Genomic DNA, 26185 nt, shown 5'->3' on the forward strand with positions numbered 1-26185 from the left:
CGCAGAACGAGGCCGCGTCGCTGCCGACCCGCTGGGTCAGGCACCCTCGGCGACGGAGTAGATTTCGTCGGCGACGAGGCCATGGGCCTCGCGGTGCACGGTGGAGGCGGTCTCGGCGTCCGGCGCCTCGACGAGGCAGAAGATCTTGCCTGCCGCTTCGTCGACCCAGTACCGCATGTAGTTGACGCCGTACGCGTCCTGCGTCGCCACGTCCGCCTGGTGGGCGGATGCGACGGCGGCTGCCGAGACTCCGCCCGCGACGGTGTGGGCGTCCATGAAGAGTGCCATTGCGTCTACCTTCCGGTGCTCAGCCCGGCGACGTCCGTCGGGCTCGAGGCACCAGGAGACTGCGCACCCGTGTGACAGGGCGTGTGACCCGACGCGCGGGTCGGGCGGAAGGCATGAACGAGGGGTCGCACACGGCGACGTCGCCGCCCGAGTGCAGAACCTCAGGCTCTACCCGACCCGCTGCTCGTCGCGGTGCGGAAGCTGCCAGCCCGGCCGCACGTAGTGGCACGTGTAACCGTGCGGGAGCTTCTCCAGGTAGTCCTGGTGCTCCTCCTCGGCCTCCCAGAACTCACCGGCCGGCTCGACCTCGGTCACGACCGCGCCGGGCCACAGTCCGGACGCGTCGACGTCCGCGATCGTGTCGAGCGCAACGCGACGCTGCTCCTCAGAGGTGTAGAAGATCGCCGACCGGTAGCTGCGGCCGATGTCGTTGCCCTGCCGGTTCTTCGTCGACGGGTCGTGGATCTGGAAGAAGAACTCCAGCAGGGTCCGGTAGGAGATCTCCTCAGGATCGAAGACGATCTCGACCGCCTCGGCGTGGTCGCCATGGTTGCGATACGTGGCGTTCGGCGTGGCACCGCCGGAGTAGCCGACGCGCGTGGAGATCACTCCCGGGCGGCGTCGCAGCAGCTGCTGCGCACCCCAGAAGCATCCGCCGGCGAGGATCGCTGTCTCGGTCGTGGCCATGCGCCGACCTCCTTCGTGGGGACGGCTGGAGCCGTCCGCCGATCTTGACCCCGCAGCGCTCCGGGGCGCAAGCGGTGCGAACGTCAGTAGGGGCCCGACGAGGTAGGCAGCTCGAACGGCAGGGTGAGCCCGTCCAGGGCGTGACGGCACGAGCACTCGTCCTCGACGGGCAGTGCGGCGACGACGTCGGCGAGCACCGTGCGCAGGTGGGAGACGCTGTGCGCGAACTGCTCGAGCACGGCCTGGTGGCTCACAGCACCGGCCGCCTCGACTCCGGCGTCGGCGTCCGTGACGACGGCCAGGCCGGTGTAGCAGAGCGCGAGCTCGCGGGCCAGCACCGCCTCCGGCATGCCGGTCATGCCCACGACGTCGCCGCCCGCGACCGAGTTGCGCCGGGACTCGGCACGCGTCGAGAACCGTGGCCCCTGGATGACGACGAGCGTGCCGCCGTCGACGACCGGCATCCCGCCCGAGCGGACCGCCGTGCGCCCCTGCGGGCAGTACGGGTCCGCGAAGCCGACGTGCACGACGGCGCCCGGCGCGTCGTAGTACGTCGATTCCCGACCCCAGGTCGAGTCGATGATCTGGTCGGGAACGACGAGCGTGCCCGGTGCGAGGTCGGGGCGCAGCGCACCGACCGCGCTGGGTGCCAGGACGCGCCGGACACCGAGAGAACGCAAGGCCCACAGGTTGGCTCGGTACGGCACCCGGTGAGGCGGGAAGCGGTGGTCGGCGCCGTGCCGCGGCAGGAACGCGACGTTCCGCCCGCCGAGCCGTCCGAGGTGCACAGGATCGCTGGGATCGCCGTACGGGGTCTGCACCCGCACCTGCGACGCATCCTCCAACAGCTCGTAGAGACCTGATCCGCCGATGATCCCGATGGGCGATGCGTCCATGCGGCGACCGTAGCCCGAGGTCGGAGCCTGGACCCATCGCGCCGGCGATCCGTCAGGATCCCGTCATCACCGCCGCCCTGCCGTCGAGGGCGTGCCGCGCAGATGCTGGTGGAATGCGCGTCCTCGTCACCGGCGGAGCCGGCTTCATCGGCCGTCCGACCGTCCGCGCCCTGGCGAGGGCCGGTCACGACATCACCGTGCTCGACTCCCTGCGGCCCGACGTGCACCCGGCCGCGCCGGAGGCATCCGGTGGCCGACTCGTGCGCGGCGACATCCGCGACGAGGATCTCGTCGGGACGCTCACCCAGGACGCCGAGGTCGTGGTCCACCTCGCCGCGAAGGTCGGCCTCGGGGTGGACCTCGGCGACATCGTCGACTACGTGTCCTCGAACGACCTCGGCACGGCCTGCATCCTGAGAGCCGCCGCGACCGAGAACGTCGCACGGGTCGTGTTCGCCAGCTCGATGGTCGTGTACGGCGAGGGCGCCTACGACTGCGCGGAGCACGGACGGGTCGCGCCCGGACCGCGCAGGCCGGCGGACCTGGACGCGGGCATCTTCGACCCGCGCTGCCCCCGCTGCGACGCCGTCCTGGTACCGACGCTCGTGGCGGAGGACGCCCCGCTCGATCCCCGCAACGTCTACGCAGCGACCAAGGTGCACGGCGAGCACCTGCTGTCCGCCTGGGTGCGGGAGACCGGTGGAAGCGCGGTCGCCCTCCGGTTCCACAACGTCTACGGCGCGGGATCTCCGCGGGACACGCCCTACGCCGGCGTCGCGTCGCTCTTCCGCTCCGAGCTCGCTGCKGGGCGACCACCGCGCGTGTTCGAGGACGGCGGGCAGCGGCGCGACTTCGTGCACGTGCACGACGTCGCGGCAGCCGTCGGTGCCGCAGTCCGCGCGGACACCGACGGCTTCGTCGCGCTCAACGTGGGATCGGGGACCGTCACCACGGTCGGTGGCCTCGCCGAGGCGCTCGCGCACGCGGTCGGTGGGCCCGAGCCCGTCGTGACGGGGCAGTACCGCCTCGGCGACGTCCGGCACGTCACCGCGTCGTCGGACATGGCGCGCGAGGTGCTCGGCTGGCACGCGACGACGTCGCTGTCCGACGGGCTGTCGCAGAGCTAGCTCGCCGGCAGCAGGACCTCGAACAGACAGCCCCCGTCGGTCGCCTCGACCCCCACGCGACCGCCGTGCGCCGCGACGACGGTGCCGACGATGGCCAGGCCGAGACCCGACGCTCCCACGCCGGCGGATACGCCGTGGCCCTGGAAGCCCTCGTCGAACACGTGCGCCCGGTCGTCGTCGGGGATGCCACCGCACGTGTCCTCGACCGCGACGCGCACCTGGCCGTCGGCGCGTCGCCCGGCGACACGCACCGTCCCGCCCGTGCCGCTGCTGCGCACCGCGTTGCCGACCAGGTTGTCGAGCACCCGGGCCAGCTCCTCGGAGACGCCTCGTACCCGCAGGCCCGGCTGCACGTCGATCTCGAGGGCCACCGATCGAGCGGCTGCGCCGGCCGCCGAGTGGGCCAGGACCTCGTGCAGGACCTCGCTCAGCGGAACGTCGGTCGGCGAGGGCTCGGTGGGCACGGCCTCGGTCCGGGACAGCTCGGCAAGGTCGTCGATCATGCGACCCAGCCGGTCGGTGGCCGCCTCGATCCCGGCGTAGGCCGAGCCCGTGTCGACCAGCACCCCGTCACGAAGCCCGTCGACGGTTGCGCGGATCCCCGACAACGGTGACCGCAGGTCGTGGCTGACGAACGCCAGCACCTGCCGCCGCGCGGACTCCAGCGCCTGCTCGCGAGCCCGCGACGCCTCGAGGCTCGACCGGGTCCGCGCGAGCTCGGCCCCGAGCTCGGCCAGCTCGGCGGTCACCGGTCCCGCGGCGGGCGCGGTCGACCCGGCGGCCAGCGCGCGGGCCTGCTCCCCCACCGACCGCACGTCGGCGAGGAGCATCCGCCCGAGCAGCACGGCCAGCACGACCGCCGGCACGGACGACAGGACGAGGACCAGCCGGGCGACGGCCGCGTCGTGGTCCGACAAGAACATCGCGCCGACGTTGATCCACAGGGCCAGCCCGATCACCGCGGCCGGCACGAGCGCGGTCACGACCAGTGCGGCGACGAGCGAGGCACGGCGGACCCGGCTCACGACGAGCGCGCCCACGAGCCCGACGCCGAGCGCGCACAGCGCGGTCATGCCGGTCATGAACCACAGGTCCCTGCTCATCGGGCCGCTCCGACGGCCACGGCCAGCTCGTCCGCGGTCGCCAGCCGGTAGCCGGTCCCGCGGACGGTGGTGAGAAGGACCGGCGCGGCCGGGTCCGGCTCGAACTTGCGGCGCAGACGTCGGACGTGGACGACGACGGTCGAGTCGTCGCCGAAGTCCCACCCCCACACGCGACGAAGCAGCTCGCGCGTTCCGAACGTCGACCCGGCGTGCCGCGCGAGGAACAGCAGGAGGTCGAACTCGCGCGGCGCGAGCGTCTGGACGTCGCCGCCGAACGTCGCCGTGCGGACCGTCGGGTCGAGCGTCAGCGGACCGACCGTGAACGGACGCGAGCCGTCTCCCGGCTGGATGTCGCCGCGTCGCAGAAGGGCATGCAGCCGGAGCACGAGCTCGCGCGGGCTGAACGGCTTCGTCAGGTAGTCGTCGGCACCGAACTCCAGGCCCACGATCCGGTCGTCCACCGTGTCGAGACCGGACAGGAGCACCACCGGGGTCCGGTCGGCGTCGAGCCGCATCTTGCGCAGCAGGTCGAGTCCCGACGCACCCGGCAGGCGGACGTCCAGCACCACGGCGTCGGGGCGCAGCTCGCGCCACAGACGTTCGCCCGCACGCGCGTCGCCCGCCACCTCGGCGTGCACGCCGTCGGCCTCGAGGTAGGCGGCGATGCTGCGCACCACGAGCTCCTCGTCGTCCACCACCAGAACCGTCGGCATAGGGCCACGCTAGCCCGCACCCGATGACGAGGGACCCGCCGCGAGCGTGCGTCGCGGCGATCCGTCAGGCAACCGTCATCGGGCGCGACGGACCCGGTCGGTGCCCCCGACCTAGCGTGGAGAGATGACCGTGGATGTGGTCCTCCCCTGCCTCGACGAGGCGCCTGCCCTGCGTTGGCTGCTCCCCCGGTTGCCCACCGGCTGTCGCGCGGTCGTCGTCGACAACGGCTCGACGGACGGGAGCGACGCGGTTGCCGCCGAGCACGGCGCCCTCGTCGTGCACGAGGACCGGCGCGGGTTCGGTTCGGCCTGCCATGCCGGCCTGCTGGCGTCGACGGCGGACGTCGTCGCGTTCATGGACGCTGACGGCAGCCTCGACCCGGCCCAGCTGCCCCGGGTGCTCGGACCGGTCCTGGACGGCGCGGCCGACCTGGTGCTCGGACGGCGCCGCCCCACGAGCACGCGGGCGTGGCCGTGGCACCTGCGCTACGCCAACCGCGTGCTCCTTGGTCGCCTCGAACGACGTACAGGCCTGCGGCTGCACGACCTGGGTCCCATGCGAGCGGCGCGGCGGTCCGCGCTGCTCGACCTGCGGCTGACGGACCGACGCTCGGGCTACCCGCTCGAGATGGTCGTGAAGGCTGCCGACGAGCAGTGGTCCGTCGCCGAGGTGGACGTGGACTACGCCCCCCGGACGGGCCGCTCGAAGGTGACCGGCACGCCGCTGGGGGTCGTGCGGGCGGTGCGCGACATGTCCGGGGTGCTCGCCTCGTGACGACCGCAGACAGGGCACGGACCCTGGTCCTGCTCGCCAAGGAGCCGGTACCTGGCCGGGTCAAGACCCGGTTGCACAGCGCCTTCTCTTCGACCGAGGCCGCCGAGCTCGCGTCGGCGGCGATCGAGGACACCGTGACCGCCATGGCGGCGGCAGAGGCCGAGCACCTGCTCGTCGCGCTCGACGGGCGGCCAGGGCCGTGGCTGCCGCCCGGCTTCGAGGTGGTCGGACAGCCGTCGGGCGATCTCGGGGCACGCCTGACCGCCGCCGTCGACGCCGGTCTCGACCGCGGCGGGCCCGTGCTCCTCGTCGGGATGGACACGCCCCAGCTCTCGCTCGACGTCTCGTTCCGGGGGGCGGACGCCGTTCTCGGGCCGACGGATGACGGCGGTTTCTGGGCCGTCGGCCTGCGCGAGCCCTGCCCCGGCGCCTTCGACGGAGTCCCGATGTCGACGGCCCGCACCGGAGCCGACCAGCTGGCCCGGCTCCACGAGCTCGGCCTGAGCGTGCGGATGTTGCCCCGGCTGCGCGACGTCGACGAGCCTGCCGACGCCCGGGCCGTGGCGCTCGCTCACCCCGACACCCGTTTCGCTGCCGCCTGGCGGCGCCTGACCGGGGTCGACGCCTGATGCGCCCGCACCCGCTCGCGGTCTACGAGTCGGCGCTGGAGGGCGCCTCCGTGGTCGCGGTGGGCTCGGCCGGGGCGGTGACCCTCGCGGTCGCCCGCTGGAGCGACGAGCCCGACGACGTCGACCACCTGATGCTCGCGCGGTGCGAGGCTCCGGTGCTCGACGTCGGGTGCGGCCCCGGCCGGCTGGTGGGGGCGCTCAACGCCCGCGGCGTACCGGCGCTCGGGATCGACGTGTCACCGCGCGCGGTCGAGCAGACCCGCCGCCGCGGGGCGATGGCGCTGCGTCGCGCCGTCGAGCAGCCCGTGCCGGCCGAGGGGCGCTGGGGTACGGTCCTGCTCGCGGACGGCAACATCGGCATCGGTGGCGACCCGGCGGCCCTGTTGCGTCGGTGCCGGCTGCTCGTCGGACCCCGAGGCCTGGTGCTCGTCGAGACGGACGCCGACCCGGACGCCGACGACACCGAGCCGCTCACGCTGCGGTCCGCCGACGGGCACGTGAGCCGGCCCATGCCGTGGGCGCGTGTCGGTGCCCGGACGATGGCCGTCCTGGCGCCGACCTGCGGTTTCGCCGTGCTCGAGCAGTGGCAGCTGAAGGGCCGGACCGTCGTGGCGCTCCGGGCCACCTAGTCGGTCTCGCGCGGCAGCAGGTCGGGATCCGCGGGCGCGCGACGCCCCCGGGTCCACGAGCCCACCCCGGCGCCGACGAGCACCGCGATCACGAGCACGGCGCCCGCGGTCACCAGGGATGTCGTCGGCGCCACCGGTACCACAGAGTCGTTGCGCCGACGGCTCGCGGCACCGACGATCACCACCGCGAAGATCGCGAGCACCGCGGCCCCCAGCGCGCCGGCCCGCAGCGCCGGCCGCCATCTCGGCTCGACCCGGGGCAGGACGACGAGCCCGAGAAGCACCGCGGCGGGCGCGAGGATCGCGTCGTGCAGCGCGACGCCGCCGGCCATCCAGAGCACGATGCCGGGCCACTGCCTCTGCGGGATCGACGTCAGACCGACCACCGCGCCGACGCCGACGAGCGCGACGCCGACCCCGAGCAGGGCGAGCCGACCGACCGACCACCTCATGCGAGAACCTCGATCCGGTCCACCCACTTGGTCTGCAGGACGCCGGGTCGGTCCGGCGCGATCAGCCGCGCGGGGTATCCGTGATCGAGGTCGAGGTCCTCACCGCCCAGGCGCAGCGCGAGCAGGCTGTCGGGGTGCTGCACGAACGAGGCCGGCAGCACCGACTCCCTGTACGACCCACCCTGCTGCAGGCTGACGAAGCGGACGTCGTCGTCGACCGACCCGTCCGCGAGCGCCACGAGATCCCGAACGCGCACGCCCTCCCACGTCGCCGTCGTGCTCCACCCCTCCACGCAGGCGATCGGCAGCACGACCGTGACCTGCGGCAACGCCTCGAGGTCGGCGCGAGAGAGGAGAACGGTCCGTGCGGGCCCGACGAGGGAGAGCTGCCACGCCGGGTCGGTCGCCGTCACCTCGACGCCTGCGGCTCGGGCCGTCCGGTTCACGGGTAGACCCTGCGGCCCGTTCCCGGCCTGTCTCGGCGAGAGGATGGCGGCTCCCGACAGCGCCGGGACCGTCTGGCCGACCGTCAGGGCGGTCAACCCCAGCACCGTGACGGCGACGCCTGCCAGGAACCCACGGCGCGTCGTCCCCACCTCAGAGGGCTCCGACGGCTCCGCGACGGGTCGCCGGAACGCGTCGATGATGACCGGCAGCTTCACGGCGACGTGCACCATGATCGAGCCGACGAGCACCCAGGCGACCGCGAAGTGCACGCGGACGAACGAGAACGACCACGGGTACCACTGGAAGATGTTCAGCAGCCCGGTCGCCACCTGGAAGATCGCGCTCGCCACGAGCACGGCCACCGACGCTCGCTCGACCGCGTGCAGCGGGCTGCGCAGCCTCGGCCGGGCGAAGAGGGCGGGATAGGCGGCGTACAGCTTGGCCAGCAGCAGCGGGATCGCGGCCAGGCCGGCGGCGACGTGCAGCCCCTGGGTGATCCGGTAGCCCCACACAGGCACGGGCGGGAGCGGGAGCAGCGGGGTCGGGTTCTGGTGCAGGTGGGAGAGCAGGCCGGTGAGGAACGCGACGACGATCGCGGTCGCGAGCAGCACGCCGACCCGCGCGACGACGCGGGGGTCGTGGATCGGCGACGCGAAGTCGTCCTGGTCGGGAGGCTTCGCCAGGCGCCGGAGCTCGGACAGGCGGCTCATGCTCTCGACGGTATTTCGGACCACGGCCCACGAACCCGGCCGGGCGATGACGGCTACGTGACGATGCCGTTCACCAGGCCGAGGCGAGGACGACCTGGAGCACGACGGTGGTGGCCGCCTGGGCGACCAGCCAGCGTCGGCTCGGCGCGAGGACCGCCGCAGCCGGCACGACCCAGCAGGCCAGAGGCAGCCAGATCCTCTCGACCTCGCCGCGTTCCACACCCGACAGCGCGCCGACGAGGGCGGCGGCGAGAGCGACGAGGACGAGGAGCCGCACGGCCCGCGGCAGGTTCCGCAGGCCCGTCAGCCCGCCCACCCCGGCGGGACCTACGAGCAGGCCGAGGAGCACGAGGTCCGCGACGACGAAGTACGCGTACGGCCGGTCGGCGGCCCGCCCGAGCGACGAGGCGAGGTGGGTCACCGCGATGCCGTCGGGCAGCCAGAACCCTGCGGCCGCCCACGCGCCGGCGCTCGCCAGGACGACGCACCCCGCGATGATCGTCGGCAGCCAGCGCCTCGTGGCGACGCCGACGACGAGCGCGAGCGCACCCACGGGGAGCAGGCCGTAGGACAGGAACGGGCACAGCCCGAGCACGAGCCCGGAGGCCAGCGCCCACGGCCAGCCCCGTTCCCGCGTCGAGGCCAGTGCCAGCAGGGCGATGCCCCAGGCGAGCACGCCGGCGAAGAACGCGTCGGCGGTCGTCGCGAGCCAGAGGGCCGCCGGCGCCACGACCACCGCAGGCAGCGCGCGCCGCACGACGTCCTGCCCCGGTCCGCCTGCGAGCGCCCGGACGGTGACCGCGACGGCGACGACCGCGCTCGCCCCCACCCCGATCACGAGAGCGGCCGCCCAGCCGGCGCCCCCGAGCCCGACCCTGTCCATTCCGGCGAGCAGCAGCGGGAACCCGGGCGGGTGCCCGCGCACATGGATCGGGTAGTCCAACGCGCGGTCGGTGAACGTCCGCAGGAACGCCCCGGGGTCGTCCCGGACCAGCGGCACGACACCGAGGTAGTCGTGCTCGCCCCGCAGCGGCGCCGTCACGGCGGACCAGCCGTCGGTGGTCGCGAGCGCGACCGCGAACGCGGCGGTCGCGACCCAGCCCAGCAGCAGGAGCACGCCCCAACGCGCCGACCGCGCGAACGCCGGACCGCAGACGACCACCAAGGTTGCGACGAGCACGGCGACGACCGTCCCGACCGAGACGCGCAGACGAAGATGCCCGACGAACGGCGGCGCGTCGTTGTACGTGATCACGGCACCGGCGTGCTCGAGCAGGAGGCCGCCGACCCAGACCACGACGAGGCACACAGCCCAGGTCGCGGCGGCCACGACTGCGCGCCTGGACGCTCGGGAGGGCACGATCGCCAGCGTAGGTGCGGGGTCGCCCCGGGATCGGACGACTGGGATGAACGTTGCCGAACATCGCAGCTCGGTGCCGCCCTGGCCGCTCGTCGTCGTTCACGGGTTCGGCAGCCCGGCGCGGCGACGCCTCAGGCGACGTAGGCCAGCAGGACCGGCGCCTCAAGACCCGACCACGTGCCCGTGAGGGTGGCCGCACGGTCGGCCGTGGGTGCGTGCCGGTCGAGACGGCGGCAGATGACGATCTGCGGAGCACCCGGCATCTCCATGACCGTCGTCGAGCCGTCGGACGACGAGCTCACGTCGCTGATGGCCGGGACCTCCCGCGAGCGGGACCCGCTCCCGGTGACGCGCACGCTCGGTTCGCGCGGTCCGTCGGCGCCCTCGACCAGCTCCTCGGCCTGGTCGACGCCCGCCAGCAGCACGGACGCAAGCACGCGGGCATAGACGGGGTCCCCGGTCGCGTCGTAGATCCAGCGCCGCCCGAGCACCGAGTGCTCCATGGTGCAGACCAGGAACTGCTCCGTCTCGGGCATCGGGGCGCCGCGATAGGTCAGCGGAACCTGGAGCAGGTGCCCGTCGGGAGTCGACAGGACGTGCGTCTCGATACCGACCTCGCCGTCCGGGTCGTCGAACCGGTACGCACCGACCAGCTCGAACTCCGGCTCCCCCCACGGCTGAGCGGGTACCCAGTCGGCGAGCAGCTCCGCCTTGGTCGGACGGATGGAGGCGCGGTGGATCAGGGCCATCGGCCGACCCTAACGTGCGACCCGTGGACCCACGTCGCTCTGGTCAGCCGAGCAACACCGGTCGCTACAGTCGGCCCATGAGTGTCGTCGACCACCTCGCTCCCCTGTCCGGCAGCTGGCAGGGCACGAACCTCCTGCGCCTGATGCCCACCGACGACTACCAGTCCTCGCCGGCCACCGCGACGGTCGGCGTCACGGCCCTCCGCTTCGTCTCCGTCGCCTACACGTGGGCGGACGGTGACGCCCCGCAGGACGGGCTGATCCTGATCGGCGGCACGGCCGACGAGGCCTCGGCCGTCTGGGTGGACTCCTGGCACACCGGTCCGACCTGGATGAGCTTCACGGGCGGCGTCGAGGACGACGAGCTGCGGCTGAACGGGACCTATCCCGCCGAGGAGGGGCCGGACTGGGGCTGGCAGATCCACGTCCGGCCACGCGATGCCGTCCTCACGATGCACAACGTCGTGCCGGGGCAGGACCCCTACCAGGTGGTCGAGCTCGCGCTGGAACGGGTGGGCACGACGCCCTGAGCGCACCTCACTCGCTCGTCACCGACGCGCCGGCGCCCGACTCGCCCGCCACGCGCTGACGCCCCTCGTTCACCACACCGACGAGCGCGCGGATCCCCAGGCCCACCAGCAGCAGATCGAGCACCATCTGGATCGTCACGATGACGCGCGCGCCCTGGCTCACCGGGCTCAGGTCACCGAAGCCGACGGTCGAGAAGACGGTGACCGTGAAGTAAAGCGCGTCCGTGCGGGTCATCGAGGGCAGGTCGAAACTCCCCTCGTCCACGCGCGACAGGACGGCGTAGCAGCTGGCGAACAGCAGCAGGAACAGCGTCACCGTCACGGTGAGCGCCTCGATCGCGCGCAGAGCTGGGGTCGACGACCGGAGGACCGACCGCATCTGCAACGCGGCCACCGCCGTGAGCACGAGGATGCCGACCGGCAGCAGGAGCCAGAGCGGGACGTCGGCGATGCGGTCGAACGGGAGGAGGGCGTAGACGGCTGTCAGCAGCGCGACGACGCCGACGCAACGGACGACCATCCCGGTGAGGATGCGGCGTCGCTCCCGCCGCGTCCCGAGCTGGCCTGCGCGCACACCGGACACGGCGACCCGGCCTACTGCCGAGCCATGGCGATCCGCAAGCGTTCGTCGGGATCGATGAAGTGGTCGTTGTCGTCGGTGCCGACGTCGAGCTGCACCCAGTGGATCTTGCCGGTGAAGCGGCTGGTCCGTGCGGTGTAGCCCGAGCTGACGGTGGTGCCGGACTCGTAGCCGATGTCCGTCGTCTCGTCGGCGGAGAAGATCATCGGCTGCGTCGCTCCGACGCGCCCGCTGCCCACCGGCGTCCCGTCGTGGAAGAGCGTCACGTCGCCCCCCTTGGCCAGCCCGCCGCCGTCGTAGGCGAACTCCATGCGCACCTGGTGCTTGCCCGGCGGCACGGGTTCGTCGGCCGTCACCGTGAACTCCTGGATGCCAAGCATGTTGTAGGTGTACGTCAGGCGACCTGAGCTGACCCACACGCTCCATCCTCCGAACTTGCCTCCCTGTGCGATGAGGACGCCGTGCGCCCCCTCCTCGCGGACGTCGATCTCGGCCGTGACGGAGTACGAGCGGTTCTTGATGCTCACCACGCTGTTCTCCGAGAGCCGGCCCATCCCGGCGAAGAACAGCTGGGACGTCCCCCGGATCAACGTCGGCCGCCCGGCTGTCGGGGGGTCGAACCGCTCGGCCGTGCGGTCGTCGATGGGGAGAACGTTGTACTTGGTCGCCTCGATCAACCAGAGGCGCTGGAGCTTGGCGAGGAGGTCGGGTCGCTCCGCGGCCAGGTTGTGCGCCTGGCTGAAGTCCACGGAGCCGTCGTAGAGCTCCCAGACGTCGTCGTCGAACGCCGGGACGGTGCCGCCGACCATGATCCAGGGCGTGCGGTGCTTGGTGACCGCGCTCCACCCGCGGTGGTAGATCCCGCGGTTGCCGAACATCTCGAAGTACTGCAGGTCGTGACGCTCGGGGCTGTCCGCCTGGTCGAACGTGTACAGCATGCTGGTGCCCTCCATGGGCGACTGCTGCACGCCGTTGACCATCGCCGGCTCGGGGAGCCTGGCCGCCTCCAGGATCGTCGGGGCGACGTCGATCACGTGCGTGAACTGCGAGCGGAGCCCGCCCTTCTCCGCGATGCCGCTCGGCCAGTGCACGATGGTCCCGTTACGGGTGCCGCCCCAGTGCGACGCGATCTGCTTGGTCCACTGCAAGGGCGAGTTCATGGCCCAGGCCCAGCCGACCGCGTAGTGGTTGTACGAGGTGGGCGAACCGAGCTCGTCCATCCGGCTCCGCAGGTACTCCGGCGTCTCCAAGGCAGCCATGCCGTTGAAGTTCGCCATCTCGTTGAACGCGCCGTTCGGCGTGCCCTCGGCCGATGCACCGTTGTCGCCGACGATGTAGTAGATCAGGGTGTCGTCCAGCACCCCGAGGTCCTCGATGGCGTCGATGACGCGCCCGACGTGATGGTCCGTGTGCTCCAGGAACGCCGCGTACACCTCCATCTGGCGCGCCAGCACCGGCTTGAGCTCGTCCGGCATGTCGTCCCACGCCGGGATCTCGTCGTGCCGCGCGGTCAGCACGGTCTCGGCGGGGACGACCCCGAGCTCCTTCTGGCGGACGAACGTGCGCTCGCGCTGGACGTCCCAACCCTCGTCGAACCGCCCTCGATACTTCTCGATCCACTCCTTCGGCACGTGGTGCGGCGCATGCGTGGCGCCCGGAGCGAAGTACATGAAGAACGGCTTGTCCGGCATGAGTGCCTTCTGCTGGCGCACCCACGCCACCGCGTGGTCCGCGAGGTCCTCGGTGAGGTGGTACCCCTCTTCCGCTGTGGCCGGTGGCTCGACGGGCGTCGTCCCCTCGTACAGCGCCGGGTCGTACTGGTTGTTCTCGCCACCGATGAACCCGTAGAAGGTCTCGAACCCTCCTCCTCCGGACGGCCATGCGTCGAAGGGGCCCATGGGCGAGGTCTGCCACACAGGCACCTCGTGGCACTTGCCGAACTGCGCGGTCGAGTACCCGTTGAGCTTGAGCGTCATCGCCAGCGGCGCCTTGGTGTTCGGGCGGACGGAGCTGTTCCCGGGCGCCGACGTCGCGGTCTCGGTGATGCTTCCCATGCCCACCGAGTGGTGATTGCGCCCGGTGAGCATCGCCTGCCGGGTCGGTGCGCACAGCGCCGTGGTGTGGAACCGGTTGTACCGCAGACCACCCTCCGCCAGCCGTTCCGCGGTCGGGGTGCTGCACGGACCGCCGAACGCGCTCGACGCCCCGAAGCCCACATCGTCGAGCAGGATCACCAGCACGTTCGGAGAGCCCTCAGGCGGCAGGAGCGGCTCGATCGGCGGAAACGCCGTGTCCGGGTCCTTCGCGTCGTACGTCGTCAGCGTCGGCGCAGGCCGGTCGGGGATGGGCAGCATCGTGCGGGCGTGGCTGTCGGGGCGCATCGGGAGTCTCCGTCCGGTCTCGGGCGGCATGCCCGCGTCCCTCCACGCTAGGTGCGGGCAGCTGCCGCGACATCACCCCCTACGTGTGAACCTGCTTCGGCTACGCATCGAAAGCCGACGTTGCCCGCCGAGGAGTCAGGTGAGCTCGAGCTGCGCGAGTCGACGCGGTAGCGGAAGCAGTACGACTCGTGGCACAGGTAGGAGCCTCCCCGCATCACCCGCGCCGATCCCTGAGCCGGTCCCGTCGGGTCGGAACCGGGCGACGAGCGGTACGTGTCCGTGGCGAACCAGTCCTGGCACCATTCCCAGACGTTCCCGGTGGTGTTGTGCAACCCGAACTCGTTGGGGGCGAACGCTGCCGCCGGGGCCGTGCCCAGGTAGCCGTCCTCGAGCGTGTTCCGGGCGGGGAACTCCCCCTGCCACACGTTCATCCGGTGCTCACCGTCCGGCTCGCGCTCGTCTCCCCAGGGGTAGTGAGCGCCCCCACGACCGCCCCGCGCCGCGCGCTCCCACTCGGCCTCGGTCGGCAGCCGGACCCCGGCCCACGAGGCGAACGCGGAGGCATCCGTCCAGCTCACGTGGACGACCGGGTGGTCGGCACGGTCGGCCACGTCGGAGTGCGGTCCTTCGGGATGGCGCCAGTCCGAGCCCTCGACCTGGCGCCACCACGGCGTGCCGACGACGCTCCGGGTGGGCGGGAAGTCGTCAGGCAGCAGGCCCGCGAAGACGAACGACCAGCCGTAGACCTCAGCCTCTGTGCGATACCCCGTCGCGTCGACGAAGCCGGCGAACTGGGCGTTCGTCACCGCGGTCCGCATCATCCGGAACGGTCGGAGCCGCACGACGTGGGCCGGCCCCTCGCCGTCGGAGGGGTAGCCGTCGGGTCCGTCGTGCCCCATGACGAACTCGCCGCCGGGCACGTCGACCATGTCGGCGAGGACGGAGGCGCGCAGCCTCGCGGTGACGTCTGCAGCGAGCGTGGGGACGCCGAGCGGGATCGTCGCCGGTCCGTGGTCGTGCCCGGCTCCGGGAGCGCAGCACGCATGATCGGTGGTCACGGCCTCATCCTCCTACGACGGGGCTCGTCGGCGGCGTGACCTCAGGCCTCCTCGGTCGGGCCCTCCCACGTGCGCGGGCTCAGGTCCGGGCGCGTGTTCTCGTAGTCGCCCGCCAGGAGCGGCGACGAGATGATCATGTCCGCGGTCGAGACGTTGCACGCCATCGGGACGTTCCAGACCGTCGCGATCCGCAGCAGCGCCTTCACGTCCGGGTCGTGCGGCTGCGGCTCCAGCGGGTCCCAGAAGAAGATCAGCATGGAGATGGAGCCCTCGGCGATGCGGGCGCCGATCTGCTGGTCGCCTCCCACCGGACCGGACAGGAAGCGGTGCACCGGGAGCCCGAGCTCGAACTCGAGCATCGTGCCGGTGGTGCCGGTGGCGTAGAGCACGTGATCGGCCAGGGTGCCGCGGTTGTACTCCGCCCACCGCAGCAGCTCCACCTTCTTGTTGTCGTGGGCGACGAGCGCGATGTGACGCGGGCTGCTGGTTGCGGTCATGGCACCTCCCGGGGCTGAGCCCAGTCTGGGCGCGCCGACGCAGCGCGTACAGGTCGGCTCGGGCCCTTCGGCCCTACGGGGCTGTTCCACCGCGGCGAAGACTGGAGGTCCCCGCACCGTCGCGGGGACCCGTCACAGGGAAGCAGCTCAGCGAGGAGTGCGCGCCATGGACACCATGAGGGCCGGCGTCGTCCGGTCGTTCACCGAGGATCTCGACGTGACGGAGGTCGCGGTCCCCGCGGTCGGTCCGCACGAGGCACTGGTCCGCGTCGACTACTCAGGGGTGTGCCACACCGACCTGCACGCCGCTCGCGGGGACTGGCCCGTCAAGCCCATACCGCCCTTCGTCCCCGGGCACGAGGGCGTCGGGCACGTCGTCGCGGTCGGCGCGGGCGTCACGCGCGTCGCGGTCGGCGACCTCGTCGGCAACGCCTGGCTCGCATCGGCGTGCGGCGAGTGCGAGTACTGCGAGACCGGCTGGGAGACGCTGTGCCCGAACCAGCGCAACAGCGGCTACTCGGTGGACGGTTCCTTCGGCCAGTACATGGTCGTCGACTCGCGGTACTGCCCGGTGATCCCCTCCGGCGTCGACCCGGCCGGCGCGGCACCCGTGCTGTGCGCCGGCGTGACCGTCTACAAGGGCCTCAAGATGACCGACACGCGTCCGGGCGAGTGGGTGCTGATCTCCGGCATCGGCGGACTCGGCCACCTCGCCGTGCAGTACGCCGTCGCGATGGGGCGGCGCGTGGCGGCGATCGACGTCGACGAGACCAAGCTCGCGCTCGCGACCAAGCACGGGGCCGAGGTCGTGGTGAACGCCGCGCTCGAGGCGGACCCGGCTGCGCGGCTCCAGGAGCTCACGGGCGGGGTGCACGGCGCGCTGGTGACGGCCGTCAACGCGCACGCGTTCCCGCAGGCCGTCGGCGCGCTGCGTCGGGGCGGCACCGTGGCGCTCGTCGGGCTGCCGCCGGACCAGTTCCCGCTCGACATCTTCACGACGGTGCTGTTCGGGCTGACGGTGCGCGGTTCCATCGTCGGCACACGAAAGGACATGACCGAGGCGCTCGACTTCTACGCCCGCGGCCTGATCCACCCGACCTACACGCTCCGGCCGCTCGAGGACATCAACGCGATCTTCGCCGAGATGCTCCGCGGCGAGATCGACGGCCGCGTGGTCCTGGACCTGCGGTAGTCCGCGCCGTCAGAAGACCGGCTTGCCTCCCGTGACGCCCAGGACCGTGCCGGAGACGTACGACGCGGTCGACTGCGCGGCCAGGAAGACGAAGGCCGGGGCGACCTCGGCCGGTTGTCCCGCTCGGCCCAGCGGGGTGTCCGTGCCGAACGCCTCGATCTTCTCCGGCGGCTGGGTGGCGGGCTGCAGCGGCGTCCAGATCGGGCCGGGGGCTACCGCGTTGACCCGGATGCCGCGCGGTCCCAGCTCGGAGGCGAGATTGACCGTGATGTTGTTGATCGCGGCCTTGGTCGAGGCGTAGTCGAGCAGGGCCTCCGAAGGCTGGTAGGCCTGGATCGAGGAGTTGTTGAGGATGACGCTGCCCTCGCCCAGGTGCTCGAGGGCGGCCTGCGTCACCCAGAACAGGGCGTAGAGGTTCGTCTTGAGGACCCGGTCGAGCTGCTCGGTGGTGATGTCCGCGATCGACGACCGCCTCGCCCACTGGTAGCCGGCGTTGTTCACCAGGATGTCGAGGCCACCGAGCTCGTCGACGGCGCGCGCCACGGCGTCGCGGGCCTGCTGCTCGTCGCGGAGGTCGGCTGCGACGAGCACGCATCGGCGGCCCGCGCGCTCGACCCAGGCGGCGGTCTCGTCGGCGTCGACCTTCTCCTCGGGCAGGAACACGATCGCGACGTCGGCGCCCTCGCGAGCGAACGCGATCGCGACGGCCCGGCCGATCCCGGAGTCCCCGCCCGTGATGAGCGCCCGCCTGCCTGACAGCAGGTCGGAGCCCTGGTAGCTGGACTCGCCGTGGTCGGGGACCGGTGACATGCGGCTGGTCAGCCCGGGTGGTTGCTGCTGCTGGGCGGGGAATTGCGGCGTGCTGTCGGACATGATTCGCTCCCTGCACGACGTGCCGGTGCCGCCTGCTTCAGCTGGTCGAGCCTCTCACCGAGCGGCCGCCGGTGCGCGACGAGTGCAACGTCACGACGAGTCCGAGCTCGTGCACGACCTCCGGTCCCACGCCGGGACCGGAGGCGTCCGCGGCGGCGCCTAAGCGCGCGACCTGCCCCGTCCGAGCAGCCAGCCGATCAGGCTGATCACGAGGAGGGCGATGCCGATCCACAGCAGCACCTTCGCTGCGGTGACGGCGACGCCCAGGATGATCATGACGACACCGATGATGATGAGGATGAGCCACAGAGCCACGGCCGTGCCTTCCTGGACGAGGCGACGTCGCCGTCGCCGGTGTGGTCCCCACCGCTGCTTGATCGGGACATCTGCATCGTCGTCCCGGTCGGGCGTCGCCGCACGTCGTGCGACCGTTCGCTCGTGGCGTCACAACCCCTCGAACACGTCCGTCAGCACCGGGTCCGGTCGTCCCGGCGGCCACGCGATCGCGTAGTTCTCGACGCCGACCGTGCGCCGCCACAGGTCGTCGGACCCGTCCCACAGGACGTGGCGCTGGGTGCGGTGCTCGAGCAGACCGTCGACGACCGCCTGCGCGACCGGACGTGAGTCGACGGTGATCCCGAGCAGCTCGTCGGGAAAGCCGCGCAGGTGGTACGTGCGGTTCGGGTCCCAGAGCGGCTTGCCGTGCCGGGCCAGCGACGCCTGCATCCGCTCGAAGAGCGCCGTCGGGATCCCGCCGTGCACGAGCCGGTGCAGGCCCGGCCCGCCGTCCCGGCGCACCCGCTCGAACGCCAGGTCCGTCGCCCGGCCGATCGTCACGTGGTCGGGGTGGCCGGTGACGCCATCGGGACCGAAGGTCATCACGACCGCCGGACGCTCCTCGTCGAGGAACCTCGCGACGGTGTCGACGAGCTCGTCGAACGGCGCGTCCGGGAGGCGACCGTCCGGCAGCCCGAGGAAGTCGTGCCGGGCCGGCGCGACCCCGGCCGCGAGCCACCCCCGTCGTGACTCCTCACGACGGACCGCCGCGAGCGTCTCGGGCGTGGCGTCGACGCCCGGGGCGATCTCCCCCGCGTCACCGTCCGTCGCGTGCAGCACGGTGAGCCGGAACTCGGGGTCGTCGCGGTGCAGCGCGACCGTGCCGTAGACCGCGTAGGCCTCGTCGTCGGGGTGCGCGACGCACACGGCGAGACCGTGCGCCGCGGGGACCGGTTCCATGGCTCCACCGTGGCCGGACCGCGCGGTGGGAGCAACCCGTTTGCTCGACCGGTCGGTTCCCGCAGTCAGGCGGGGCGGTCGGCGAGCTCGGACGCCCCGTCGCGGTCGGCGACTGCGCCGGGACGCGCCTCGCGGCCCGCGACCAGCGCGTAGGCAGCACCGACGACGACCGCGCCGCCCACGAGGTTGCCCACGCCGACGAGCAGGAGGTTGCGGCCGAACGCCTCGACCGTCGCTCCGGGGACGTCGCCGAACAGGCCGAGAGAGAACGTCGTCATGTTGGCGACCACGTGCTCGAAGCCCGAGGTGATGAACGCGAGCAGGCACCAGAAGATGACGACGAGCTTGGCGCCCTCGCTGCGCAGCCGGGCCGCGGACCACATCGCCAGGCAGACGAGCATGTTGCAGAGCACCCCGCGCCAGAACAGCTGTCCCCCGGACTCGTGGCTCTTGGCCGCCAGGAGGCTCGCGAGCATCGTGCCCGCGGGGGTCTCGGGCTCGAGCAGCCCGGTCGCGTGCACCATCCCCGCGAACAGCACGCTGCCGACGAGGTTGCCGACGAACGAGAACATCAGCGTCACGCCCGCGGCCCACCACCCGATGGACCGGCGGATCGCGCCCTGCGTCAAGGTCATCATGTTCGAGGTCGCGAGCTCGCCGCCGGCGCTGAACACCAGCGTCAGGGCCACGCCGAACACCAGCCCCTGCACGAGCCGGGTCCAGGGCGACCCCGCGAGGGCGAGGCCCCCGGCCGCGGAGACCATCAGCACGACGGCGACGCCGATGAACGACCCCGCGAGCGCGGCCTGCACGAGGTAGGCCAGGGGGCGGCGGGTCAGACCCACCTTCGCCGCGGCGTAGTCGGCCTGGTGGTCCATGGCGTCGTCGATCGTCAGCACACCAGAACGGTGGCACGCAGGCACCGCCGCGCATCAGGGCCGATCGGCACCTGTTCGGGGTGTCAGCCCGCCTCGTCCGGGCGGTCGGCGATGGCGAGCTCGTGGGCGTGCGGGACGTAGCCCTCGATGTGCCGCTCGTCGGGGCCGACGTACTCCGACAGCGGGCGGATGAGGGCGTTGGACGCCGCCTGCTCGAGGATGTGCGCGGTCCACCCCGTGATGCGCGACGCGACGAAGATCGGCGTGAACGTCGGGGTGTCGAAGCCGATGAGGTTGTAGGCCGGCCCGGACGGGAAGTCGAGGTTGGGGTAGATGCCCTTGCGTGCGACGAAGTCCTCCTCCAGCGCCGTGTACAGCGCCAGGACGTCCGGCCGGTCGTAGTGCTCGACGAGGTCCTCGAGCGCCGCCCTCATGGTGGGCACCCGGGAGTCCCCGCGCTTGTAGACCCGGTGCCCGAAGCCCATGATCTTGCGCTTCTCGCCGAGGGCCGTGTCGAGCCAGGCGGACACGTTCTCCGCGGAGCCGATCTCGTCGAAGATGTGCATCACCGCCTCGTTGGCGCCGCCGTGCAGCGGGCCCTTCAGGGCACCGATCGCGGCGACGACGGCCGAGTAGAGGTCGCTGAGCGTCGAGGTGACCACGCGCGCGGTGAACGTCGACGCGTTGAAGGAGTGCTCGGCGTACAGCACCATCGACTGGTTGAAGGCGTCGACGACGGCCTCGTCGGCCTCCTCGCCGAAGGTCATCCAGAGGAAGTTGGCCGCGTAGTCCAGGTCGTCCCGCGGCTCGACGACGTCCAGCCCGCGACGACGCCGCTGGCCGTAGGCGACGATCGCGGGCAGCGCCGCGAACAGCTGCAGGCTGCGCGCGAGGTTGTCGTCGGCGCTCCCGCTCGCGTCGAGCACCGAACCCGAGCCGGCGAGGTCGACGGCACCCAGGAGGCTCACGGCGGTGCGCAGGTCGTCCATCGGGTGCGCGTCGAGCGGGAGCAGGTCCAGGATCGTGCGGACGTCGGTATCGAGGGCGCGCAGCGGCCGCTCCGCCGCCCTCTGCACCGCGAGCTGCTCCTCGTCGGGAAGCTCTCCGTGCCACAGCAGGTACGCGACGGCCTCGAACGGCTGCGTGGACGCCAGCTCCTGCACGGGGTAGCCGCGGTAGAGCAGCGAGTTGGTCTCGGGGTTGACCTTGGAGACGGCCGTGACGTCGGCGTAGACGCCGGCGAGCCCCTTCTTGATGTCGCTCATGCACCGCTCCTGTTGTTGTCCAGGTCGAACGTGAAGATTCCGGAGTCGAAGGTGGAGTAGGCCTCGTAGTCGAGCAGCTCGTAGAGGCGGGCGCGGGTCTGCATCTCGGGCACCTTCGTGGTCAGCGACCCCTCGGCGAGGATCGTCTCCAGGCCGCGCTCGGCCGCGCCCATCGCCAGCCGGAGCAGAGACACCGGGAAGATGACGATGTTCACGCCGACGTCGGCCAGCTGAGCCGTGGTGAACAGCTCGCTCTTGCCGAACTCGGTCATGTTGGCCAGGATCGGCACGCTCACCGCGGCCCGGATCGCCTCGAACTCCTCCAGCGACGCCATCGCCTCGGGGAAGATCGCGTCGGCGCCCGCGTCCTGCAGCGCCTTGGCTCGGTCGACGGCGGCGCCCAGCCCCTCGACGCCCCGGATGTCGGTGCGCGCCATGACGAGGAAGTTCGGGTCGCGACGACCCTCGACGGCCGCGCGGATGCGCTTGAGCGCCGTGGCCTCGTCGACGACCTCCTTGCCGTCGAGGTGCCCGCAGCGCTTCGGGTTGACCTGGTCCTCGAGGTGCATGCCGCAGATGCCGGCGTCCTCGAGCACCTGGACGGTCCGGGCGACGTTCATCGGTTCGCCGAATCCCGTGTCCGCGTCGATCAGGGTGGGCAGGTCGGTGACCCGGGCGATCTGCCCGCCGCGCTGCGCAACCTCGGTCAGCGTCGTCAGGCCGATGTCCGGCAGGCCCAGGTCCGCCGACAGCACGGCGCCGGAGATGTAGACACCCTCGAAGCCCTTGTCCTGGATGAGGGCCGCGCTCAGGGGGTTGAACGCGCCGGGCATCCGCAGGAGGTCACCCTGGGCCAGTCGCGCACGGAACGACGCGCGCTTGTCGGCAGCGCTCACGCCTGAGTGCAGCATCAGAGGAGTCCCTTCGGGGCCTCGGGCAGGTCCGCGACCAGGACGTTGAGGTCGCCGACCTCGGCCGCGGTCAACGACGGCAGCCGCTCGGCGAGCGCCAGGAAGTCGTCGATCTGGCCCTCCGACAGCACGGGACCGGCCAGCGTGCGGAACTTGCGCACGTAGTCGGGCCGCGTGAAGGGTCGCGCGCCCAGCGGGTGGGCGTCGGCGAGCGCGATCTCGTCGACGATCCGTCCACCGTCCACCAGGTCGATCTCGACGCGGCCGCCGAACGCCTTCTCGGTCAGGTCGTTCGAGTGGTACCGCCGCGTCCACTCCGGGTCCTCGACGGTGCTGATCTTGTGCCAGAGCGCGACCGTGTCGGCGCGGGTCGCCCGCGACCGCGCGTACGAGAGGTCGTGGTCCCACGACCCGTCCTGCAGCGCGACCGCGAAGATGTACGCGATGGAGTGGTCGAGGGTCTCGCGGCTGGCCTCGGGGTCGAACTTCTGCGGGTCGTCGGCGCCCGTCCCGATCACGTAGTGCGTGTGGTGGCTCGTGGCCAGCACGATCCGCTCGACGTTGGCGGGGTCGCGGATCTCGGGGTGCTTCGCGCCGAGCGCGCGGGCCAGGTCGATCCACGCCTGCGCCTGGTACTCCGCCGAGTGCTCCTTGGTGTACGTGTCGAGGATCGCGCGCTTGGCCTCGCCCTTCTCCGGCAGCGGCACCTCGTACCGGCCCGAGGGCCCGTCCAGCAGCCACGCGATGACGCCGTCCTCGCCCTCCCAGATCGGCGACGGGCTCGTCTGGCYGCGCATGGCCCGGTCGACCGCCTCGATCGCCATCTTCCCGGCGAACGCCGGGGCGGACGCCTTCCAGGTCGAGATCTCGCCCTTGCGCGACTGCCGCGTGGCCGTCGTGGTGTGCAGGGCCTGGCCGATCGCCTGGTAGATCGTCTCCACCGGCAGCCCGAGCAGCGTGCCGATGCCCGCGGCCGCGGACGGACCGAGGTGGGCGACGTGGTCGATCTTGTGGGCGTGCAGCGAGATCGCCTTCACCAGGTCGACCTGGATCTCGTACCCGGTGGCGATGCCGCGCACGAGGGCGGTGCCGTCCGCGCCGGTGTGCTGGGCGACCGCGAGGATCGGCGGGATGTTGTCGCCCGGGTGCGAGTACTCGGCCGACAGGAACGTGTCGTGGTAGTCGAGCTCGCGCACCGCCACGCCGTTCGCGTACGCGGCCCACTCCGGCCCGTACCGCCCGTCGATGCCGAAGACCGTCGCGCCCGCTCCCCCGGACGCCGGGCCGACCGGGTGGGCCTGCGCCTGACCGCGGGCCGCGACGATGGGCGCGCGCTTCAGCGACGCGACCGCGACCGACGCGTTGTCGATGAACCGGTTCACGATCATCTCGGTGACGTCGGCGTCGACGGCCACCGGGTCCGCGGCGACCTCGGCGATCTTCCAGGCCAGCTGCTGCTCGCGCGGCAGCGGCTCGGAGCTCTTGTACGTACGCAGTTCGTGGAGCTTCACGTCACGCCTTCCTGGGTGCGGCTGTGCCGCGCATCATGTCGTTGAACCGTTCGGTGACGCCGACCTCGTCGGGGCGCTGAGCGTCTCGTCGCACCCTCGCACGTTCGACCAGCACCTCGACGTCGTCCCCGCCGAGCAGCTCCATCGTCTCGGCGAGGTAGTCGTCGAGCAACATGGCATCGCTCGCGGGTCCGCGTCCTTGCGCGCATTCTGCGGCCTGCGGCGCGATCCCGGGATGCGACCGGGCACAGCCACGGGTTGCAGCGCCCTGGCGTGGCGACCCATTGGTCGATTCCGAGCGGGAGGGCCGGGTGCCGACGACAGCCGGGACCCGCGTCACCAGGAGCGCTCCGCCGTCGGGTCGACCCACCCCGCGGCGCGCGCACCGCCGAGCCGCACGGTGTCGCCGTCGAACGTGGAGCGCACGGATTCTGGTCGGGCCCGGAGCACGAGAGCGGTGGATTCAGCCCGTGGCACGCCGCGTCCGCACGATGACGCCGAGATGACGAGCACGTGACGGCCTCGACATTCAGCGCCGATCCACGACCCACAGGGGCGACCTTGGGGACTCATAGCGTTCGGTGGGCCGAAGGGGTGCAGCACATGCGCGAGCTGGCGGTTGCCGCGACAGGGACTCCTGGGTGGCGGGTCGCGGCGGAGGGCACCAGCCACGGCCTGGCCAACGACACCCTCGACACCGACGCATTCGACATCCCCTGATGATCCCGTCGTCCGGCCAGCGCACCGGTCATGCTGCGATCCCGAATCTCGTGCCGCCCTCGCTGCGCCGCCGCTCCGGCATCGCGCTCCGGGTGGTGGGCGCGTCGACCGCGCTGGCGCTGATCGCGGGAGGGTCGGCACTGGTCTCCGCGTCATGGACCTCTTCCGCGCACGAGCAGCGGCTGCAGCTGATCCTGGCGAACGCACCGGACCGGGAGGCCGAGGCTCACATCACGTGGCCCGACGAGGCTGACGAGCTCCCGCTGCTCGTCCGTCGGGCGGCGAGCGTGCGGACCGCGGCGGCGGTTCTGGCCGGAACGATCTCGCCAGTCCAGCCAGAGCCTGGGCGATCGATGACGGTCGTCCAGGTCGCTGCTCGTGCGCCGGCCGACGAGTCCCCTCATCCGGCCCAGACGCACGCCCACATCGACGCGATCCTCATCGAGCTGCAGAACGCCCTCGACGAGCACGACCTGGCCGCAGGGCGGAGCCTGGTGCTGCACGCCGAGCATGCCGTCCTCGCGGCCGCCGTGGAGATCTGCGAGCACGCCGTCCAGTCCGCCGCACCCGACCGCGCCGCCTGGCCGGACCACGAGCTCGTCGGGCGGCTCGACCGCGCAGCCAGGCTGGTGCACCTCGCCGCCGCGGCGCGATCCGTCGAGCCGTCGGCTCGGTACGCCGCCCAGTCCCGCGACCTGGCGGCAGCCCTGCACTCGATCACCGAGCACGCGCGCGACGCCGACGAGCCGGCGGCCACGCACGCGCTCGACGCCGACGAGCCGGCGGCCGATCGGTCCCGGGGGGCCCGCACCACGGACGGTTACGCCAACGGCATGATCCCGCTCGAGGTGCTCTGTCCAGTGACATTTGCGCCGGGCCACCGGTTGCGCTGCGATGCGGCCGACGCGCTCCACGAGCTGAACGTCGCATTCCGTGCTGCGCTGGGCACCGACCTGGCCCTCACCGACTCGTACAGGAGCCTCGGTGGCCAGTTCGCCGTGAAGGCAGCCAAGCCGTTTCTCGCGGCGCTTCCCGGGACCTCGAACCACGGGTGGGGGTTGGCGGTCGACCTCGGTGGCGGCGTCGAGTCCTACGACTCGCCCCAGTACGCCTGGCTCGAGGAACACGCCGCGCGGTATGGCTGGCACCACCCCGCGTACATGGACCGGGACGGAGTCGGACCGCACGAACCGTGGCACTGGGAGTTCGGGACGACCGACCACCACCCGTCGAGGTCATCGCCGGCTCGGGCCGAGGGCTCGCCCGTGGTGCTTCCGCTCGTCACGGAACCGGTCGCCGCTCCGGTGGTGCCCAGCCCGTCGGCGGGACCGCCGTCCGACGTGGCGCCCCCGCTCGTGCCCGTCGCCGAGCCGATCGAGGACCAGCACACGGAACAGCCGACATCTCCCGCGCTCCTCGAACCCTCGCTCCCCGACCCGGCACCACCGGACGCTCCAGACTCTCCCGACGTCGCCGAGCATGTGGGCCCCACGTGCGAAGACCAGACGATCCCGGGCTCGCCGAACGACCCTCCGGTGGTCTCCGAGGCGGCTCCCCAGGCGGACGGCGCGTCGTCCACGCCCCCTCCGTCGCCGGCTGCCGAGCTCGAGCCGGCGGCTGCGAGCGACGAGCCACCGCTGCCGCCGTGCCCGGCCCAGCCAGATCCAGCGGTCGACGATCAGGCCGAACCGGCAGCTCCGAGCACGGCGGCGACGACCGACAGCTGACCACGGCCGCGTCCTTCGGGTCCCCGTCGAGCCTGAGCCTGCGACCAGCCACCGGTCACGTGCCAACTTCACCCGATTTGCCCCTGTTGCACCCCACTTGTCCGGGCCAAGGTGGGCCTAACCGTCCAGTTTTTCGGGTCATCCCTACGCCGGCAGCGTCGGGGTGGCCCCACAGGGGGCGTCGGCTGCGGCGCGCGGAGCCGAGACGGGCCCGTCGGGTACGGACAGTCCGCGGGTCAGGGTCGAGGAGGTGCGGACCCG

General features: G+C 72.2%; 28 protein-coding genes. 7 read left to right on the forward strand and 21 right to left on the reverse strand.

Annotated features, from left to right (window positions below; genetic code table 11):
* Positions 1 to 36: 36 nt before the first annotated feature.
* From AC1DZC_RS03865 to AC1DZC_RS03875, 3 genes are all read right to left on the reverse strand, one after another.
* Positions 37 to 288: a nickel-binding protein gene (locus tag AC1DZC_RS03865; RefSeq protein WP_477042312.1), complete on the reverse strand. Its 252-nt coding sequence runs from the start codon at positions 286 to 288 to the stop codon at positions 37 to 39.
* Positions 289 to 456: 168 nt separating this feature from the next.
* Complete coding sequence (gene msrA, locus AC1DZC_RS03870) at positions 457 to 975, reverse strand: peptide-methionine (S)-S-oxide reductase MsrA (RefSeq protein ID WP_477042313.1); 519 nt, start codon at positions 973 to 975, stop codon at positions 457 to 459.
* An 83-nt stretch (positions 976 to 1058) separates the two neighbouring features.
* Complete coding sequence (locus AC1DZC_RS03875; RefSeq protein WP_477042314.1) at positions 1059 to 1871, reverse strand: S-methyl-5'-thioadenosine phosphorylase; 813 nt, start codon at positions 1869 to 1871, stop codon at positions 1059 to 1061.
* A 113-nt stretch (positions 1872 to 1984) separates the two neighbouring features.
* On the opposite strand from AC1DZC_RS03875, the gene AC1DZC_RS03880 reads away from it, so the two are divergent.
* Positions 1985 to 2998, forward strand: a complete 1014-nt coding sequence (locus AC1DZC_RS03880) for an NAD-dependent epimerase/dehydratase family protein (protein WP_477042315.1) — start codon at positions 1985 to 1987, stop codon at positions 2996 to 2998.
* Here AC1DZC_RS03880 and AC1DZC_RS03885 read toward each other — a convergent pair.
* A complete protein-coding gene (locus tag AC1DZC_RS03885) occupies positions 2995 to 4101 on the reverse strand; it encodes a sensor histidine kinase (protein WP_477042316.1) in 1107 nt (368 codons plus the stop codon). The two genes, AC1DZC_RS03880 and AC1DZC_RS03885, sit on opposite strands and share 4 nt — an antisense overlap.
* The gene (locus tag AC1DZC_RS03890) at positions 4098 to 4814 is read right to left on the reverse strand and encodes a response regulator transcription factor (RefSeq protein ID WP_477039076.1); all 717 of its coding nucleotides are present in this window, start codon (positions 4812 to 4814) and stop codon (positions 4098 to 4100) included. Before AC1DZC_RS03890 ends, AC1DZC_RS03885 begins: the two co-directional genes overlap by 4 nt.
* A gap of 124 nt (positions 4815 to 4938) precedes the next feature.
* On the opposite strand from AC1DZC_RS03890, the gene AC1DZC_RS03895 reads away from it, so the two are divergent.
* From AC1DZC_RS03895 to AC1DZC_RS03905, 3 genes are read left to right on the forward strand one after another with little or no spacing between them, the layout of a single operon-like run.
* Positions 4939 to 5589 carry a glycosyltransferase family 2 protein gene (locus tag AC1DZC_RS03895; protein WP_477042317.1) on the forward strand — a complete coding sequence of 217 codons (651 nt, stop codon included), beginning with the start codon at positions 4939 to 4941 and terminating at the stop codon, positions 5587 to 5589.
* The gene (locus AC1DZC_RS03900) at positions 5586 to 6218 is read left to right on the forward strand and encodes a TIGR04282 family arsenosugar biosynthesis glycosyltransferase (protein WP_477042318.1); all 633 of its coding nucleotides are present in this window, start codon (positions 5586 to 5588) and stop codon (positions 6216 to 6218) included. Before AC1DZC_RS03895 ends, AC1DZC_RS03900 begins: the two co-directional genes overlap by 4 nt.
* Complete coding sequence (locus tag AC1DZC_RS03905) at positions 6218 to 6847, forward strand: class I SAM-dependent methyltransferase (RefSeq protein ID WP_477042319.1); 630 nt, start codon at positions 6218 to 6220, stop codon at positions 6845 to 6847. The genes AC1DZC_RS03900 and AC1DZC_RS03905 overlap by 1 nt, the downstream gene beginning before the upstream one ends.
* On the opposite strand, the gene AC1DZC_RS03910 is transcribed toward AC1DZC_RS03905, so the two are convergent.
* The 4 genes from AC1DZC_RS03910 to AC1DZC_RS03925 all read right to left on the reverse strand — a co-directional run bounded on the left by AC1DZC_RS03910 (position 6844) and on the right by AC1DZC_RS03925 (position 10565).
* Complete coding sequence (locus tag AC1DZC_RS03910) at positions 6844 to 7299, reverse strand: hypothetical protein (protein WP_477042320.1); 456 nt, start codon at positions 7297 to 7299, stop codon at positions 6844 to 6846. The two genes, AC1DZC_RS03905 and AC1DZC_RS03910, sit on opposite strands and share 4 nt — an antisense overlap.
* Positions 7296 to 8456, reverse strand: a complete 1161-nt coding sequence (locus AC1DZC_RS03915) for a molybdopterin-dependent oxidoreductase (RefSeq protein WP_477042321.1) — start codon at positions 8454 to 8456, stop codon at positions 7296 to 7298. Before AC1DZC_RS03915 ends, AC1DZC_RS03910 begins: the two co-directional genes overlap by 4 nt.
* A 70-nt stretch (positions 8457 to 8526) precedes the next feature.
* Positions 8527 to 9816: a hypothetical protein gene (locus tag AC1DZC_RS03920; protein WP_477042322.1), complete on the reverse strand. Its 1290-nt coding sequence runs from the start codon at positions 9814 to 9816 to the stop codon at positions 8527 to 8529.
* A 131-nt stretch (positions 9817 to 9947) separates the two neighbouring features.
* Positions 9948 to 10565 carry a CG0192-related protein gene (locus tag AC1DZC_RS03925; protein WP_477042323.1) on the reverse strand — a complete coding sequence of 206 codons (618 nt, stop codon included), beginning with the start codon at positions 10563 to 10565 and terminating at the stop codon, positions 9948 to 9950.
* 77 nt (positions 10566 to 10642) lie between these two features.
* Here AC1DZC_RS03925 and AC1DZC_RS03930 point away from each other — a divergent pair, with 77 nt between their 5' ends.
* Positions 10643 to 11095 carry a DUF1579 family protein gene (locus tag AC1DZC_RS03930; protein WP_477042324.1) on the forward strand — a complete coding sequence of 151 codons (453 nt, stop codon included), beginning with the start codon at positions 10643 to 10645 and terminating at the stop codon, positions 11093 to 11095.
* Between the two features lie 7 nt (positions 11096 to 11102).
* Here the strand turns inward: AC1DZC_RS03930 and AC1DZC_RS03935 are convergent, their stop codons facing one another.
* The 4 genes from AC1DZC_RS03935 to AC1DZC_RS03950 form a co-directional block, all read right to left on the reverse strand.
* Positions 11103 to 11615, reverse strand: a complete 513-nt coding sequence (locus AC1DZC_RS03935; RefSeq protein WP_477042325.1) for a potassium channel family protein — start codon at positions 11613 to 11615, stop codon at positions 11103 to 11105.
* A gap of 74 nt (positions 11616 to 11689) precedes the next feature.
* Positions 11690 to 14056: a sulfatase-like hydrolase/transferase gene (locus tag AC1DZC_RS03940; protein ID WP_477042326.1), complete on the reverse strand. Its 2367-nt coding sequence runs from the start codon at positions 14054 to 14056 to the stop codon at positions 11690 to 11692.
* Between the two features lie 47 nt (positions 14057 to 14103).
* Entirely contained in the window at positions 14104 to 15114 is a 1011-nt protein-coding gene (locus AC1DZC_RS03945) for a formylglycine-generating enzyme family protein (RefSeq protein ID WP_477042327.1), read from the reverse strand.
* A gap of 41 nt (positions 15115 to 15155) precedes the next feature.
* Positions 15156 to 15611: a methylglyoxal synthase gene (locus AC1DZC_RS03950; RefSeq protein WP_477042328.1), complete on the reverse strand. Its 456-nt coding sequence runs from the start codon at positions 15609 to 15611 to the stop codon at positions 15156 to 15158.
* 166 nt (positions 15612 to 15777) lie between these two features.
* On the opposite strand from AC1DZC_RS03950, the gene adhP reads away from it, so the two are divergent.
* On the forward strand, positions 15778 to 16803 hold the full coding sequence (gene adhP, locus AC1DZC_RS03955) for an alcohol dehydrogenase AdhP (protein ID WP_477042329.1): 1026 nt from the start codon (positions 15778 to 15780) through the stop codon (positions 16801 to 16803).
* A gap of 9 nt (positions 16804 to 16812) precedes the next feature.
* Here the strand turns inward: adhP and AC1DZC_RS03960 are convergent, their stop codons facing one another.
* The 8 genes from AC1DZC_RS03960 to AC1DZC_RS03995 form a co-directional block, all read right to left on the reverse strand.
* Positions 16813 to 17676, reverse strand: a complete 864-nt coding sequence (locus tag AC1DZC_RS03960) for an SDR family oxidoreductase (protein ID WP_477042330.1) — start codon at positions 17674 to 17676, stop codon at positions 16813 to 16815.
* Positions 17677 to 17835: 159 nt separating this feature from the next.
* Positions 17836 to 17991, reverse strand: a complete 156-nt coding sequence (locus tag AC1DZC_RS03965; RefSeq protein ID WP_477039090.1) for a hypothetical protein — start codon at positions 17989 to 17991, stop codon at positions 17836 to 17838.
* Positions 17992 to 18120: 129 nt separating this feature from the next.
* On the reverse strand, positions 18121 to 18912 hold the full coding sequence (locus AC1DZC_RS03970) for a PIG-L deacetylase family protein (RefSeq protein ID WP_477042331.1): 792 nt from the start codon (positions 18910 to 18912) through the stop codon (positions 18121 to 18123).
* Between the two features lie 65 nt (positions 18913 to 18977).
* Complete coding sequence (locus AC1DZC_RS03975) at positions 18978 to 19811, reverse strand: formate/nitrite transporter family protein (RefSeq protein WP_477042332.1); 834 nt, start codon at positions 19809 to 19811, stop codon at positions 18978 to 18980.
* A gap of 62 nt (positions 19812 to 19873) precedes the next feature.
* On the reverse strand, positions 19874 to 21055 hold the full coding sequence (locus tag AC1DZC_RS03980; protein WP_477042333.1) for a bifunctional 2-methylcitrate synthase/citrate synthase: 1182 nt from the start codon (positions 21053 to 21055) through the stop codon (positions 19874 to 19876).
* Positions 21052 to 21966: a methylisocitrate lyase gene (gene prpB, locus AC1DZC_RS03985; protein ID WP_477039094.1), complete on the reverse strand. Its 915-nt coding sequence runs from the start codon at positions 21964 to 21966 to the stop codon at positions 21052 to 21054. Before prpB ends, AC1DZC_RS03980 begins: the two co-directional genes overlap by 4 nt.
* Positions 21966 to 23477 carry an MmgE/PrpD family protein gene (locus tag AC1DZC_RS03990; RefSeq protein ID WP_477042334.1) on the reverse strand — a complete coding sequence of 504 codons (1512 nt, stop codon included), beginning with the start codon at positions 23475 to 23477 and terminating at the stop codon, positions 21966 to 21968. Before AC1DZC_RS03990 ends, prpB begins: the two co-directional genes overlap by 1 nt.
* Position 23478: 1 nt before the next feature.
* On the reverse strand, positions 23479 to 23652 hold the full coding sequence (locus tag AC1DZC_RS03995; protein ID WP_477042335.1) for a hypothetical protein: 174 nt from the start codon (positions 23650 to 23652) through the stop codon (positions 23479 to 23481).
* A gap of 544 nt (positions 23653 to 24196) precedes the next feature.
* On the opposite strand from AC1DZC_RS03995, the gene AC1DZC_RS04000 reads away from it, so the two are divergent.
* Entirely contained in the window at positions 24197 to 25924 is a 1728-nt protein-coding gene (locus AC1DZC_RS04000) for a M15 family metallopeptidase (RefSeq protein WP_477042336.1), read from the forward strand.
* The last annotated feature ends 261 nt before the right edge of the window (positions 25925 to 26185 follow it).

The sequence above is a fragment of the Cellulomonas sp. P2_B4 genome (assembly GCF_056404795.1).